Raw genomic sequence first — 13,203 nt, forward strand, 5'->3', positions numbered from 1 at the left:
CATGAAATTCTTCGCAAGCTGCGGCAAGGGCCTGGAATACCTGTTGGCGGACGAGCTGCTCTCGCTCGGCTGCACGCGCGCGACCGCCACGATGGCCGGCGTCAACGTGGAAGGCACGCTCGCCGATGCGCAACGCGCGGTGCTGTGGTCGCGCCTGGCCAGTCGCGTGCTGTGGCCGCTCACGGAGTTCGACTGCGCTGACGAACATGCCTTGTACGCCGGCGCGCTCGCGGTCGATTGGCCGCAGCACCTGGAGGCAACGCATACGCTCGCCGTCGATGCGCACGTTTCCGGCGACGCCATCACGCATGCGCGATACGCCGCGCAACGCGTGAAGGATGCCGTCGTCGACACGCTGCGCCAGCGCACGGGTGCGCGGCCGGATGTCGACGTCGAAGCGCCGGACCTGCGCCTGAACCTGGTGGTGCGCAAGGGCAGGGCGGTGCTGTCGGTGGATCTCGGCGGTGGCCCGTTGCATCGCCGGGGCTGGCGCCGCGCGCAGGGTGAAGCGCCCTTGAAGGAAAACCTCGCTGCGGCGGTACTGATGCGCGGCAGTTGGCCTGCGCTGTATCGCGACGGCGGCGCGCTGCTCGACCCGATGTGCGGCAGCGGCACCTTGCTGATCGAAGGCGCGTTGATGGCGGCGGATGTCGCGCCTGGTTTGCAGCGACACGGCGACGGCACGCCCACGCGCTGGCGTGGCTTCGACGTGGCGCTGTGGCACACCTTGGTCGAGGAAGCGAAGGCGCGCCGCGACAGTGGCGTCGCTGCACTCCGCCCCGTCTTCTTCGGCAGCGACATCGACGAACGCATCCTGCGCGCCGCGCGCGACAACGCGCTGGCCGCCGGCGTCGTCGAAGCGATCGACCTGCGCACCGCCGCGATCGAAACGCTGCTGATGGCCGAGGATGTCTCCGAGCGCGGCCTGGTGGTGTGCAATCCGCCCTACGACGCGCGCCTCGCCGCCGATCCGGCCCTGTATCGTGCCTTGGGCGACGCATTGCGCCGCACGGTTCCCAACTGGCGCGCGAGCCTGCTGTGCGGCGACGACGAGCTCGCGCGCGCCACTGGCCTGCGCGCCGCGAAGAAATACCAGCTGTTCAACGGCGCGCTCGAATGCAGCCTGATCGTCTGCGATCCGGTTGCGCCACCGCAGCGCGATCCGGGCGCACCGCCGCCGGTGCTGTCCGAAGGCGCGCAGATGGTCGCCAACCGCCTGCGCAAGAACCTGAAGAAGCTGAAGTCCTGGCGTGATCGCGAAGGCGTGGACTGCTTCCGCGCCTACGATGCGGACCTGCCGGAATACGCGGCGGCCATCGACGTCTACACCACTGCCGATACGCGCGAGACCTGGCTCCACGTGCAGGAATACGCCGCGCCCGCGGAGATTCCCGAAGCCACCACGCGCCAGCGCCTCAACGCCTTGCTCGCCGCGACGCGCGAGGTGTTCGCGCTGCCGAAGGAACGCATTGCGCTGAAGACGCGCAGCATCGGCAAGGGCGGCAGCAAGTACGGCCGCTTCGACCGGCGCAACGAATTCCTGGTGGTGCGCGAAGGCGATGCGCTGCTGCGCGTGAACCTCTTCGATTACCTCGACACCGGCGTGTTCCTCGACCACCGGCCCTTGCGCCTGCAGTTCGCGCGCGAGGCGCAGGGCAAACGCTTCCTCAACCTGTTCTGCTACACGGGCGCGGCGACGGTGCAGGCCGCGCGCGGCGGTGCGGCAAGCACGACGAGCGTGGATCTGTCGGGCACCTACCTGCAGTGGTTGTCGGACAACCTGCAGCAGAACGGCATCAGCGGCGGCCGTCACCGCCTCGTGCAGGCGGATGCGATCCAATGGTTGCTGGCCGACCGCGGGGACTACGACTTGATTTTCTGCGACCCGCCGACGTTCTCGAACTCCGCGCGCGCCGCCGACTTCGACGTGCAGCGCGAACACGTGCGCCTGCTGCGCGCGGCCATGCACCGGCTCTCGCCCGATGGTGCGTTGTACTTCTCGAACAACTACCGCCGCTTCCGCCTGGACACCGAAGCGCTCGCCGATGTCGCGGACATCGAGGACGTGAGCGCATCGACGATCCCGCCCGACTTCGCGCGCGATGCCCGCATCCATCGTTGCTGGCGCTTGCGGAGACCTGGGGCAAGCTGATGGAAGCGCGGGAATCGCGGCACCCCCACTGGTGGACCCTGTTCCGCCAGTGGCTGCGCGACCCGCTGCGCACCGCGGCCGTGTTGCCCTCCAGTCGCGAACTTGCGGCCGCGATGGTCGCCGAGCTGCCGCCCGGCACCACGCGCGTGATCGAACTGGGCGGTGGTACCGGCGCCCTCACGCGCGCGCTGCTCGCGCATGGCATCCACGGTGACTCGCTGCTGGTCGTCGAGCTCAACGAAGAACTGCACGAACACCTGCACGAGCGATACCCCACCGTGCACATCGCGCTGGGCGATGCCACCGAACTGCTGCACGTCGCCGAACGCTGCGGTTACCTCGCGGCCGGACCGGTGGATGCAGTCATCTCGGGCCTGGGCCTGCTGGCCATGCCCGTGTCGATGCAGCGCGCGATCCTGCAGCAGGCCTTCGCTGCCCTGCGCGAAGGCGGCCGCTTCATCCAGTTCACCTATGGCCCGCAGGCGCCGGTGGCCGACGAAGTCGTGCGGGGCCTGGGCCTGCGCGCGCATCGTGGCGACTTCGTCCTGCGCAACGTGCCTCCGGCGACCGTCTACGTGTACGAGCTGGCCGCATCGGCCGGGCGCGCCTGACAACCCTGCGTTCCACCAGCGACACTGGCGGCCACGCGAGGCCGACCCCAACCTTCCGGCTTCACCACAGGAGGTCCCCATGGCCACCACCACCGCAACCTCTTACGCCCGCGTGGCCCGCAAGCTGCGCGGCCAGGCCGCGTCCGATGGCGCGGGCGTCAAGCTCACCCGCGTGATCGGTTCGCCGCAGCTCGACATGCTGGATCCGTTCCTGCTGCTCGACGAGTTCGGCACCGACAAGGCCGAGGACTACCTGGCGGGCTTCCCGGACCATCCGCATCGCGGGTTCGAAACGGTCACCTACATGCTCGACGGGCGCATGCGCCACAAGGACAACCACGGCAACGAAGGGTTGCTCCTGCCGGGCAGCGTGCAGTGGATGACCACGGGCCGTGGCCTGGTGCACAGCGAGATGCCGGAACAGCAGGAAGGCCGCATGCGCGGTTTCCAGTTGTGGGTGAACCTGCCGAAGACCAACAAGATGGACGCGCCGCAGTATCAGGAATTTCCCGATGCGCGGATGCCGCATGTCCAGCCGGCGGCGGGCGTGGACGTGAAGATCATCGCGGGTGAAGTCGATGGTGCGCGCGGGCCGATCGTGCAGCCGGCGACGTCGCCGGTGTATCTCGACATCACCCTGGCGCCGAGTGCGTCGTGGGAATACGCGCTGCCGGAAGGGCACAACGCGTTCGCGTACTTCTTCGAAGGCGACGGCAGCGTCGGCCATGGCGAGGAAGCGCGTGCGTTGTCGTCTCAGGAACTCGCGGTGCTCGGCGGTGGTGAAACCTTCGCCGTGCAGGCCGGTGCGAAGGGTGGGCGTCTGATCCTCGTCGCAGGGCGTCCGTTGCATGAGCCGGTCGCGCGCTACGGTCCGTTCGTGATGAACACGAAGGAAGAAATCATGCAGGCCTTCGTCGACTTCCAGTCTGGGAAGTTCTGAGGTCCGGCAAGTTCTGACGCGCAGTCACTCGGGGAGCGGGATGAACTCCGTCTCGCCCTCGATCTGGCCGAAGCGGCCTTCGCGCCAATCGGCCTTCGCCTGTTCGATGCGGTCCTTCGACGAGGACACGAAGTTCCACCACATGTGGCGATGCGCATCGAGCGGTTCGCCGCCCAGCAGCATCGCTTTCACCGGCGTGCGTGCGCGCAGCTTGTGGCGCACGCCGGGATCGAGCACGAGCAGGTGTTGCGTGGGAATGTCCGCGCCGTCGACCTGCACGTCGCCCTGCAACACGTAGAGCGCACGCTCGGCCGCGCGCGCGTCGACTTCGAACTCCGCGCCCGCGGCCATGTCGACCGCGACGTTGAACGTATCCGCGAACACCGCGACCGGCGATTCCTCGCCGAACGCGCGGCCCGCGATCACGCGCAGCACGACGCCGGGTAATTCGATGCGCGGCAGCGACGCCTGGTCGTGGTGGAAGAACGCCGGTTCGCTTTCCTCGTGCGACTTCGGCAAGGCCACCCACGTCTGCATCCCGTGCGCCGGATGCGGCGCGCCACGCAGGTCCAAGGGCGTGCGCTCCGAATGCGCGATGCCGCGGCCGGCCGTCATCCAGTTCACGTCGCCCGGTTGGATGTCCTGCACGCTGCCGAGCGTGTCGCGATGGCGGATGGTGCCTTCCCACAGGAACGTGACGGTGGCCAGGCCGATGTGGGGATGCGGGCGCACGTCGATGCCGCGGCCCGGTTCGAACACGGCCGGGCCCATGTGGTCGACGAAGACGAACGGCCCGACGCTGCGGGCCTTGATCGTCGGCACCGCGCGACGGACCTGGAAACCACCGAGATCGTGGACGCTGGGAGCGACGAGGACGGTCATGGCGTGGGCCTCACTGTGCGGGATCGATGCGGACGGTGACGGGTTGCACTTCGCCGAACGCGAGGTCTTCCACCGTCAATCGCCACGCGCCCATGTTCTTCGACGGCGCTTCGGGCAGGTTGGCCGTCATCGGTGCGACGGTGCCGCCGACGGTCGCGAATTCGAAACGGATGTCGGCATCGCCTGCGCGGATGCAGCGTGCATTCGGCGGGCAACGCGAGTCCTGCGGCACGTCGATGTATTTCAGCGTCGCGCCATCGGGCAGGCGCACGGTTTCGCCCTGGTGCATGGAAACCGAAGTGCCTGCCGTGATCGAGCGCATGCGGGTGTCCTCGTGCGGTGTCGCGCTCGCGCAGGCAGACAAGGCGAAGGCGGCAAGCAATGCAGCGACCGTGCGAACCATGACGACTCCGGCATCCGTGGGAGACGCCCGAGTCTAGCCCGCCTTCGCGTGGGGCGGCGTGGTGGTGGTGAACGCCTGCGCCAGGCGCAGGGGTTCGGGTATGCGGTCGTCGGTGGTGAAGCGCATGCACAGGTCCGCCACGGACGGCATGGCCACGCGGTGCCCCGGCGAGACGACGATCGGCGGCGCCTTCGCCTGGCTGCGCAGCAACCAGCCGATCTGCTGGCCGTGCTCGCGCAGGGCCACGTAGGCGCCACGGATCGTGTGCAGCTCCATGGCCGTGCCCAGCAACGGTCGCGGGGAAATGCCGATCGTGGGCAAGCCGGTGGCCACGCCGAAATGCGAGGCGATGCCGAAGCGATGCGGATGCGCGATGCCGTCGCCGTCGAACAGCACGAGGTCCGGGGCCGCGGGCAACATCGACACGACCTTGAGCAGCGCGGGCATCACGCGGAAGGAGAGGAAGCCGGGCACGTAGGGCGTGGTCGCCTTCACGTGCGCGACCTGCGCATCGATCAGGTCCAGCGACTCCGCATCCACGAGCACCGCCACCGCGCGCAGGCGTGCGCCTTCGTCTTCCGCAGTGACGGTGACGCCGCCGATGGTATTGAGCGGCTTCGCGAAGCCGTCCTTCAACTGCACGCGCTGCACCAGCGCCTCTTGGAGCGCGTGTGCTTGGGCGACGGTGCCGTCCCAGGTGTCGGTCTTCTTGCGGGTCATCGGGGAAGCATAGTCCCCGGCGCGCGCCTCAGCGCAGCCCGGTGAACAAAAGGATGGCGGCGACGACCAGGTACAGGCCGAGGAAGACGATGTTGGCCGTCGAACTGCCCGGGATCAGCACCGCGCGCTCCGGCTTGCGCGGGTCGTAGAACACGTCCACTTCCTTGCCGACCTTCATCCCGTCGATCATCTCCAGCGCCTCGCGGAAGCGGATCCAGGCGGTCGCGCGGTAGCTCAGTCGCCGCGATTGGAACCAGCGTCCGCCGACGTTGTAGCGATAGTGCGCATGCACCGAGTGCGTGCCTTCCTGGTCGCGGAACGGGTCGTTTTCGAACTCCAGGTCGGGCATGTCTTCCACCCAGACCTTGGAGACCACGCCGGTGGTGTGCTCCCACGCGCGCGATTCCAGGCCCATGTGGATCTTCCACAGCTCGCGGGCGGCGAGGGCGAGGAGGAGGAGCGAGGCAAAGAACGCGATCTGTCCCATGCCGCGATCCTCGCCGGATCACGCCGCCCGTTGCAACGCCGCCAGCAAGCCCCGGGCCGCCTGCACCCGCGCGGTCGCGTCGGGCAGGTCGAGCTTCAGGCGCAGCTTGTCCGGGCCGTCCATGGCGTAGTGCTGCGGTTGCTTCTGGATCATCTGGATGACCGTCATCGGATCGACGTCCGGCTTGGCCTCGAATTGCAGGCGCCCGCCGGTGGGGCCGAGGTCGAGTTTGCGGATGCCGATCTGCGTGGCGTGCAACTTGAGCTCGGCGATGGCGAACATGTGCTTGGCCGCATCCGGCAACAGGCCGAAGCGATCGATCATCTCCACCTGCAGGTCGCGGAGTTCGTCGGCGTTGCGCGCGCTGCTGATGCGCTTGTACAGCGTCAGGCGCGCGTGCACGTCGGGCAGGTAATCCTCGGGGATCAGCGCCGGCACGTTGAGCACCACATCCGCGCCGCGACGTTCGAACGACGGATCTTCGTCGGGCAGCTTGCCCTGGCGGATCGAACGCACCGCGCGTTCCAGCAGTTCGGTGTAGAGGCTGAAGCCCACTTCCGCCATCTGGCCGCTCTGGTCTTCGCCCAGCAGCTCGCCCGCGCCGCGGATTTCCAGGTCGTGCGTGGCGAGGGTGAAGCCCGCGCCGAGCTCGTCCATCGAGGCGATCGCATCCAGGCGCTTGCGCGCATCGACGGTGATGCTGCGATTGTCCGGCACCACGAGGTAGGCGTAGGCGCGATGGTGCGAACGCCCGACGCGGCCGCGCAACTGGTGCAGCTGCGCGAGGCCGAACTTGTCGGCGCGGTTCATCACGATGGTGTTGGCGTTCGGGATGTCGATGCCCGATTCGATGATCGTCGTGCACAGCAGCACGTTGAAGCGCTGCTTGTGGAAGTCGAGCATCACGCGTTCGAGTTCGCGCTCGGGCATCTGGCCATGCGCGATGCCGATGCGCGCTTCGGGCACCAGCTCCTGCAGGTCGCGCTGCATGCGCGTGATGGTTTCCACGTCGTTGTGCAGGAAGTACACCTGGCCGCCGCGCGCGAGTTCGCGCTGGTGCGCTTCGCGCAACAACGCGCCGTCCCACGGCGTGACGAAGGTCTGCACCGCCAGCCGATGCGCGGGCGGGGTGGCGATGATCGACAGGTCGCGCAAACCGGCCATCGCCATGTTGAGCGTGCGCGGGATGGGCGTGGCGGTGAGCGTGAGCAGGTGGACGTTCGCGCGCAGCGCCTTCAGCGCTTCCTTCTGGCGCACGCCGAAGCGCTGTTCTTCGTCGACGATGACCAAGCCGAGGTCCTTGAAGCGCACGTCGCCCTGCAACAGGCGGTGGGTGCCGACGATGACGTCGATCTTGCCTTCGGCGAGTTTCTCCAGCTCGGCCTTGATCTCCTTGGTGCTCTTGAAGCGCGAGAGCACTTCCACCTTGATCGGCCAGTCGGCGAAGCGGTCGCGGAAATTGCGGTAGTGCTGCTCGGCCAGCAGCGTAGTGGGCACGAGCACGGCCACCTGCTTGCCCGCGGCGGCTGCCACGAAGGCTGCGCGCACCGCGACTTCGGTCTTGCCGAAGCCCACGTCGCCGCAGACCACGCGGTCCATCGGCTGCGAGGAAGAGAGGTCGCGGATCACTGCTTCGATCGCGGCGTGCTGGTCGGGCGTTTCTTCGAACGGGAAGGTGGCCGCGAAGGGTTCGTACATCGCGCGATCCACGTCGAGCGCGAGGCCTGCGCGCGCCTGGCGCTTGGCCTGGATCTCGAGCAGTTCGGCGGCGACGTCGCGCACCTTCTCCGCGGCCTTGCGCTTGGCCTTCGTCCACTGCTCGCCACCGAGCGAATGCAGCGGGGCGGTTTCGGCCGAGGCGCCTGAGTAGCGCGAGATGCGATCCAGCTGCGCGACCGGGACGTACAAGCGGTCGCCCTTCGCGTATTCGATCTCGAGGTATTCGCCGGGCGTGCCGCCGGCTTCCAGCGTGACCAGGCCGCGATAGCGACCGACGCCATGGTCCTCGTGCACGATCGGCGCGCCTTCGGTGAGCTCGCCGAGGTCGCGGATGATCTGTTCGGGTTCGCGTCCAACGCGCTTGCGGCGACGCGGTTGCGCGGCGCGCTCGGGGAAGAGCTGGCGTTCGGTGAGCACCACCAGCGGCGTGCCGGCGATGTCGGCATCGAGCGCGAAGCCGTCTTCGAACGGCGCCACCGCGATGCAGAAGCGATCCTTCGACGCGACGAACGTCGCCCAGTCGGCCACCACCTTCGGGTGCACGTCCGCGGCCTGCAGCACTTCGATGAGCGCTTCGCGACGGCCCGCGGAATCGGCAGCGACGAGCGTGCGGCCTGGGTAACTCGACAGGAAGGTCTTCAAGGCACCCGCAGCGGTGGTCTCGCGCGCGGCAACGGGCACGTCGGGCGCGGGTTGATCACCCAGCGCCTGCGCTTTCGCCGCCTTCGCCTGGTCGCCACCGACGACATCCACGCGTGCGAGCGTGTTGAGGCGTTCGCGCAGGCCTTCGGGCGAGAGATACAACTCCGTCGGCGGCAGCAGCGGCCGTTCGATGTCGTGGCGACGCTGTTCGTAGCGATCGGCGGTCTGCGACCAGAACGCATCGGCGCTCGCCAATGCCCCTTCGCACACGACCGGCAGCATGCGCTCGCCGAGGTAATCGAAGAGCGTGGCGGTCTTGTCGAAGAACAGCGGCAGGTAGTACTCGATGCCCGCCGGGGCCAGCCCCGCTTTCAAGTCCTGGAACAAGGCACTGCGCCGTGTGTCGATGTCGAAGCGATCGCGCAGGCCCTGCATGGCGCGCTTGCGCGCGTCGTCGTCGAGCGGCACTTCGCGGCCCGGCAGCAGTTGCACGGCATCGACCTTGTCGAGCGAGCGTTGCGATTCGGGATCGAAGCCGCGGATCGAGTCGATCTCATCGTCGAACAGCTCGACGCGATACGGCTCGTCGGCGCCCATCGGATACACGTCGAGCAAGCCCCCGCGCACCGCGAAGTCGCCCGGATCGAACACCTGCGGCACGTGGCGGTAGCCCGCGGATTCCAGCCGGCGCTTCTCCGCATCGAGATCCAGGCGCTGGCCGACCTTCACGTCGAAGGCATTGCCCACCACATAGCGCACCGGCGCCAGGCGCTGCAGCGCCGTCTGCACCGGCACGACGACCACGCCGCGCTTGAGCGTCGGCAGGCGCAGCAATGCGGCGAGACGTTGCGACACGATGTCCGCGTGCGGGCTGAACTGGTCGTAGGGCAGCGTTTCCCAATCGGGGAAGGGCAGGATCGGCAGCGTCGCGTCGTCGCCGAGCAGCGTGCGCAGGTCCGCTTCGAGCTGGTGCGCGCCCTGGTTGTCCTTCGCGATGGCGAGCAGCGGCCCGTCGTGCGCATCCGCGGCGCGCGCGATGGCGAAGGCGAGTGCGGACGGCGAATGCGGCGCGCGCCACCACGCGATCGCCTGGCCGGCGCGCGGGAGGGGCGGAGCGGGGAAGGTCGGTCGGGGCGTGTCGTTCATGCGTTCGAAAAAAGCAGGGCACCGCCGGAACGCATGCGCGGCCAGCGGAAGGGGCGTGGAGTGTAGCGAATCGGGGCTAACGCCGGCCTTGCGGCAAGGTCATGCCGATCAGGGTCAGGCCGCCTGCGGCGTTTCGTGGTGGTGCGTCGTGCGTGCCGGCGTCAGGTCGAGCACCACGCGCACCAGGCCAGGCTCGGGCGCCGCCTCGCGATGGAATCCCAGCGACTGCGCGAGCGCGAGCATCGGTTGGTTGTGTTCCTGCACGTCGCCCCACAGGCGTTCGAGCTTGCGGCCCTTCGCCCAGCGCACGAGGCGGCGCATCAGGTGCCGGCCCAGGCCCATGCCCGCGATGTAGTGGCTGACCAGGATCGCGAATTCGGCTTCGCGCCCGGAGTCGGTGATCGCCGCGCGCGCGACGGCGCCGACCAGCGCTTCGCCCGGCGGCAGCGGTTCGGCGGCCACGAGCGCGAACTCGCGCTTTGCGTCCGGGCGCGTGAGGCGATCGGCCTGGTCGGGCGAGAGTTCCTTCAGCGCATGCAGGAAGCGCTGGCGGATTTCATCGGGCTCCAGCAGCGCGAAACCTTGGCGCAACGGATCGGCATCGGCCGGTCGGATCGGGCGCACGAGGACCTCCCGGCCATTGCTGAGCCGGATGTGCTCGTGCCACGGGGGGAGTCGGTTGCGGGCCGCCATTCAGCGAGATTGCCAGACCGGAAGTGAAAGTCAGCTCTAGGGCGAGGGTCGCGACGGGTCGCATGCGTTCGGGTTGATAAACTCGCCGGCCCCCATTCATGTCTTGCAGGCGCCCATGTCCGGCAGCGGCGATTCCACCCGCGCGATCCTCTTCGCACTCGGCGCCAACTTCGCCATCGCCTGTGCCAAGGGCGTGGCGGCGTTCTTCACGGGCTCCAGCGCGATGATCGCCGAGACCGTGCACTCGCTGGCCGACTGCGGCAACCAGCTCCTGCTGCTGCTCGGCATGCGCCAGGCCAAGCGCCCGCCCACGCCGGACTACCCGCTCGGGTATGGCAAGGAAATCTATTTCTGGTCCTTCCTCGTCGCGCTGATGCTGTTCTCGGTGGGCGGCATGTTCAGCCTCTACGAGGGCGTGCACAAACTCAGCCACCCCGGGAAGCTGTCGAATGCGTGGTGGGCGATCGGCGTGCTGGTGTTCGCCATTGGCGCGGAGAGCGTGTCGATGCGGGCCTGCATCGTCGAGGTGAACAAGGCGCGTGGCGGACGATCGTTCTGGCGCTGGTTCCGAGAGAGCCGACAGGCGGAACTGGTCGTCATCTTCGGCGAGGACCTCGCCGCGCTGCTCGGCCTGGTGTTCGCGCTGATTGCGGTGTTCGTCTCCATGATCACCGGCAATCCCTTGTGGGATGCACTGGGCACGATCGCGATCGGTGTATTGCTGATCGTGGTGGCGGTGTTCGTGGCGGTGGAAGTGAAGGCTTTGCTGATCGGCCAGAGCGTGGATGCGAACGTGCAGGCGGACATGCGGACGTTCCTCGAATCGCAGCCGCAGATTGCGCGCGTCATCAGCCTGATCACGCTGCAGCTGGGCAACGACATCATGGTGTCGGTGCATGCGGAGATGCGCGATACGGGGACGCCGCGCGAGATGATCGACGGGATCAACGCGATCGAGGCGGAGTTGAAGCGGCGCTTTCCGACGGTGCGGTGGAGTTTCTTCGAACCGGAGATGGAAGGGCGCGGGCGGGACGATCAGGATTACGCGCCGACGGCGGGGTGATTCGTTTGACTTCGGAAGGACGGCCCGTCCTGCAAGGGCTTATGTCCTCGGCCGGTGCGCTGTAGCTGCATCCCTGCGGACAGAGCACCGTGCGCAAGGCCATCCATGGCCTTGCTCCGAGGACATAAGCCCTCGCATGCCGGCCCTCGTCGTTGATTCACTGGCACCGCTTCGGGGGCTTCAAGCGGGTGCGTGCAGCCACTCCACGCGCGCTGCACCACCGCCGTCCTCGCCTAACGCATGCCGGAGCACACGCAACGTCGGTTGCAGCTGCACATCGAACTGCCAAGGCGCATTGAGCACCAGCAAGCCGCTGCCGTTCATGCGCAGCGGTGAGTCGTCGGGACGCACGAGCAGCTCCGCAACGAGCGCAGACTTCGCAGGCAAATCCTTCGCCCGCCGGTAGAACGGCTGCAGCGTGCGGCGCAACTTGATCGGATACCACAACAGATAGATCGCCTGCGGCCACCGCGCCAACGCATCGCGCAACGCATGCAGCGCGACATCGAACTCTTCCAGCTGCGCCTCGAACGGCGGATCGATCAACACCAACCCGCGCCCGAACTTCGTCTCGCCGATGCGCGGCGGCAGCATGGCCTTCATCGCCGCATAGCCATCGCGTGCATGCACGGCCACGCGCGCGTCGTAGTGGAGCGCGTCCTTCAGCGCCGCGGCTTCTTCCGGATGCAGTTCGCAGCAGGCGATGCGGTCCTGTTCGCGCAGGGCATGCGCGAGCAACCAGGGTGAGCCGGGGTAGGCGGTCGGACCATGCTGGGCACGGCAGTCGTCGATGGCCGCGAGGTAGCGCGCGACCGCGGGATCCCGGGTGCCCGCCAGGCGCGCGACGCCGCCGGCGGCCTCGCCCGTGCGCAATGCGGCCTCGGCGTCGAGCTTGTACAAGCCGCGGCCGGCATGGGTGTCCAGCGCGAAGCACGCGGCGGGCTTGGCCAGCAGCGCGTCGCACGCGGCGAGCAGGACCACGTGCTTGAGGACGTCCGCGTGGTTGCCGGCGTGGAAGGCGTGGCGGTAATTCATGGCGGCAAGCATACGCGGCGGCTGTATGCTTCGGCCCATGCCGCTGCTGCTGCTTGTCGAAGACGAACCACCGATCGCCGACACCGTCGCGTACGCCCTGCGCGAGGACGGCTTCGACGTGCGCCATTGCCTGACCGCGGGCGCCGCCTTGGCGGCAGCCAAGGGCGATCGCTTCGACCTGGCCATCCTCGACGTGGGCCTGCCGGACCTCGGCGGGTTCGCGCTGTGCCGCGAGTTGCGCCGCAGCGCCGACCTGCCGGTGATCTTCCTCACCGCGCATGCGGCCGAAGCCGAGCGCGTGCTGGGCTTCGAGCTGGGCGCGGACGATTACGTGACCAAGCCCTTCTCGCCGCGCGAGCTGGTCGCGCGCGTGCGCGCGGTATTGCGGCGCGCCCAGGGCGGTGCGGCGACGACGCCGGCCAACGGCACCTTCGAGCACGACACCGACGGCCACCGCATCCGCTATCGCGGCCAATGGCTCGACCTCACGCGTTACGAATACGGCCTGCTCGCCGCGTTGCTGCAACGCCCCGGCGCCGTGTTGTCGCGCGCGCAACTGATGGATCGCGTGTGGGGCGATGCGCTCGACAGCGGCGACCGCACCGTGGACACGCACGTGAAGACCCTGCGCGCGAAACTGCACACCGTGGACCCGTCCGCCGATCCGATCCGCACGCATCGCGGCCTCGGGTATTCGATCGCGACCTGAC

The 13,203-nt window shown here is 68.3% G+C and carries 12 protein-coding genes; 5 read left to right on the forward strand and 7 right to left on the reverse strand.

Annotation, left to right across the window (positions count from 1 at the left end; genetic code table 11):
- The first annotated feature begins 1 nt into the window (after window position 1).
- From rlmKL to LVB87_RS08855, 3 genes are all read left to right on the forward strand, one after another.
- Window positions 2-2,152, forward strand: coding sequence for a bifunctional 23S rRNA (guanine(2069)-N(7))-methyltransferase RlmK/23S rRNA (guanine(2445)-N(2))-methyltransferase RlmL (rlmKL, locus tag LVB87_RS08845; RefSeq protein WP_232897623.1), 2,151 nt, complete (start codon window positions 2-4; stop codon window positions 2,150-2,152).
- A complete protein-coding gene (locus tag LVB87_RS08850) occupies window positions 2,119-2,763 on the forward strand; it encodes a methyltransferase domain-containing protein (RefSeq protein WP_232897624.1) in 645 nt (214 codons plus the stop codon). The genes rlmKL and LVB87_RS08850 overlap by 34 nt, the downstream gene beginning before the upstream one ends.
- A gap of 79 nt (window positions 2,764-2,842) precedes the next feature.
- Window positions 2,843-3,703, forward strand: coding sequence for a pirin family protein (locus tag LVB87_RS08855; protein ID WP_232897625.1), 861 nt, complete (start codon window positions 2,843-2,845; stop codon window positions 3,701-3,703).
- Window positions 3,704-3,727: 24 nt separating this feature from the next.
- Here LVB87_RS08855 and LVB87_RS08860 read toward each other — a convergent pair whose 3' ends face one another.
- From LVB87_RS08860 to LVB87_RS08885, 6 genes are all read right to left on the reverse strand, one after another.
- On the reverse strand, window positions 3,728-4,585 hold the full coding sequence (locus LVB87_RS08860; protein ID WP_232897626.1) for a pirin family protein: 858 nt from the start codon (window positions 4,583-4,585) through the stop codon (window positions 3,728-3,730).
- A 10-nt stretch (window positions 4,586-4,595) separates the two neighbouring features.
- Window positions 4,596-4,988, reverse strand: coding sequence for a hypothetical protein (locus LVB87_RS08865; protein ID WP_232897627.1), 393 nt, complete (start codon window positions 4,986-4,988; stop codon window positions 4,596-4,598).
- A gap of 33 nt (window positions 4,989-5,021) precedes the next feature.
- Window positions 5,022-5,708, reverse strand: coding sequence for an endonuclease V (locus LVB87_RS08870; RefSeq protein ID WP_232897628.1), 687 nt, complete (start codon window positions 5,706-5,708; stop codon window positions 5,022-5,024).
- Between the two features lie 28 nt (window positions 5,709-5,736).
- Window positions 5,737-6,195 (reverse strand): DUF3592 domain-containing protein, encoded by a 459-nt coding sequence (locus LVB87_RS08875; protein WP_232897629.1) that lies wholly within the window; start codon window positions 6,193-6,195, stop codon window positions 5,737-5,739.
- Window positions 6,196-6,213: 18 nt separating this feature from the next.
- A complete protein-coding gene (gene mfd / locus LVB87_RS08880; protein ID WP_232897630.1) occupies window positions 6,214-9,702 on the reverse strand; it encodes a transcription-repair coupling factor in 3,489 nt (1,162 codons plus the stop codon).
- A 114-nt stretch (window positions 9,703-9,816) separates the two neighbouring features.
- The gene (locus LVB87_RS08885) at window positions 9,817-10,395 is read right to left on the reverse strand and encodes a GNAT family N-acetyltransferase (protein ID WP_232897631.1); all 579 of its coding nucleotides are present in this window, start codon (window positions 10,393-10,395) and stop codon (window positions 9,817-9,819) included.
- A 115-nt stretch (window positions 10,396-10,510) separates the two neighbouring features.
- On the opposite strand from LVB87_RS08885, the gene LVB87_RS08890 reads away from it, so the two are divergent.
- Entirely contained in the window at window positions 10,511-11,458 is a 948-nt protein-coding gene (locus LVB87_RS08890) for a cation diffusion facilitator family transporter (RefSeq protein ID WP_232900522.1), read from the forward strand.
- A 180-nt stretch (window positions 11,459-11,638) separates the two neighbouring features.
- Here LVB87_RS08890 and rlmJ read toward each other — a convergent pair whose 3' ends face one another.
- Window positions 11,639-12,493, reverse strand: coding sequence for a 23S rRNA (adenine(2030)-N(6))-methyltransferase RlmJ (gene rlmJ / locus LVB87_RS08895; RefSeq protein ID WP_232897632.1), 855 nt, complete (start codon window positions 12,491-12,493; stop codon window positions 11,639-11,641).
- Between the two features lie 25 nt (window positions 12,494-12,518).
- Between rlmJ and creB the strand changes: the two genes are divergently transcribed.
- Complete coding sequence (gene creB / locus LVB87_RS08900; protein WP_232897633.1) at window positions 12,519-13,202, forward strand: two-component system response regulator CreB; 684 nt, start codon at window positions 12,519-12,521, stop codon at window positions 13,200-13,202.
- Window position 13,203: the final 1 nt, after the last annotated feature.

The organism is Lysobacter sp. KIS68-7, from assembly GCF_021284745.1.
Taxonomy (GTDB): Bacteria; Pseudomonadota; Gammaproteobacteria; order Xanthomonadales; family Xanthomonadaceae; genus Noviluteimonas.

What these genes read in the sequence shown, in the direction of transcription:
- rlmKL (WP_232897623.1), top strand. Translation starts at nt 2, where the DNA reads ATGAAATTCTTCGCAAGCTGCGGCAAGGGCCTGGAATACCTGTTGGCG.
- LVB87_RS08855 (WP_232897625.1), top strand. Translation starts at nt 2,843, where the DNA reads ATGGCCACCACCACCGCAACCTCTTACGCCCGCGTGGCCCGCAAGCTG.
- LVB87_RS08860 (WP_232897626.1), bottom strand. Translation starts at nt 4,585, where the DNA reads ATGACCGTCCTCGTCGCTCCCAGCGTCCACGATCTCGGTGGTTTCCAG.
- LVB87_RS08865 (WP_232897627.1), bottom strand. Translation starts at nt 4,988, where the DNA reads ATGGTTCGCACGGTCGCTGCATTGCTTGCCGCCTTCGCCTTGTCTGCC.
- LVB87_RS08870 (WP_232897628.1), bottom strand. Translation starts at nt 5,708, where the DNA reads ATGACCCGCAAGAAGACCGACACCTGGGACGGCACCGTCGCCCAAGCA.
- LVB87_RS08875 (WP_232897629.1), bottom strand. Translation starts at nt 6,195, where the DNA reads ATGGGACAGATCGCGTTCTTTGCCTCGCTCCTCCTCCTCGCCCTCGCC.
- mfd (WP_232897630.1), bottom strand. Translation starts at nt 9,702, where the DNA reads ATGAACGACACGCCCCGACCGACCTTCCCCGCTCCGCCCCTCCCGCGC.
- LVB87_RS08885 (WP_232897631.1), bottom strand. Translation starts at nt 10,395, where the DNA reads ATGGCGGCCCGCAACCGACTCCCCCCGTGGCACGAGCACATCCGGCTC.
- LVB87_RS08890 (WP_232900522.1), top strand. Translation starts at nt 10,511, where the DNA reads ATGTCCGGCAGCGGCGATTCCACCCGCGCGATCCTCTTCGCACTCGGC.
- rlmJ (WP_232897632.1), bottom strand. Translation starts at nt 12,493, where the DNA reads ATGAATTACCGCCACGCCTTCCACGCCGGCAACCACGCGGACGTCCTC.
- creB (WP_232897633.1), top strand. Translation starts at nt 12,519, where the DNA reads ATGCTTCGGCCCATGCCGCTGCTGCTGCTTGTCGAAGACGAACCACCG.